This window comes from Vibrio sp. B7 (genome assembly GCF_963888765.1).
Classification (GTDB): domain Bacteria; phylum Pseudomonadota; class Gammaproteobacteria; order Enterobacterales; family Vibrionaceae; genus Vibrio; species Vibrio anguillarum.
The window spans coordinates 1-775 of the sequence record NZ_CAWPKR010000028.1 but is presented as its reverse complement, the minus strand read 5'-3'; the positions used below and the strand labels follow the sequence as shown (position 1 = coordinate 775).

Below are 775 nucleotides of genomic sequence, written 5' to 3'. Positions count from 1 at the left end.
AAATCGTTTTTGAAAAATGAAATACCCAATACAAAAATAGATGGACGAGACATAGTAATTTACTCCAAAGCATTAATTAATTTTCGGTGCATAGAGGGATACAATAAAACCGTATCGTCCCTAACCAAGGTGGTGACAACTTTTTCAAAGTCGCCTTGATAAAGTTCAAGTAAAGAATTAACCAAGCGGCCATATTGTCGCTTAGCCCAATAAGACGCTGCTAATACATCACAAGTAACACACTTTCTAGATTTGGTTTTTGTTATTACAGGCTCAACGGTATTTGAGAATAAAGAGGCGGCATAAGCATTTAATGCAACAAAGCCCCCGACAGGGTTTAATAATATATCCGTGTCCCATTTCTTTAATTCAACCTCGGAGCGATACCACGAAAAATCCTCAGCCGTAATATTACGCTCTAATTTCTTGTTATAAACGCGCCAATATACGAGCGACTGACGAGAGCCAAAATTACGCTCTTCACGAGAAAAGATTTTATTGCCGTTCTCGTCCCAATCCCATTCATCACCATTGGAGACTTTAGGACTGAAGCCACGAGAACGCTTAAAGCCACCGAGACGCGAAACGTTTTCCGCAGCCTCACAAGTATGTAAACCGTCGTAATCATCAAAGGCTAAATCAATACGTGAGAGTTGCTTACAACATAAAACCGTTGAAATCCAATGATGCAAGAAACGACAAGAGCGATTAGCAAACAGATGCTTGCAGCCGTGGCCTGTAATCTGAAAATGCACAGTATCGCGATTTCCGCCGA

The 775-nt window shown here is 40.8% G+C and carries 1 protein-coding gene; it reads right to left on the bottom strand.

Annotated features, from left to right (window positions below; all coding sequences use genetic code 11):
- Positions 1-59 precede the first annotated feature (59 nt).
- A partial coding sequence (locus tag AACV32_RS09545; protein ID WP_170895770.1) for a replication initiation factor domain-containing protein occupies positions 60-775 on the bottom strand: 716 nt, incomplete at its 5' end.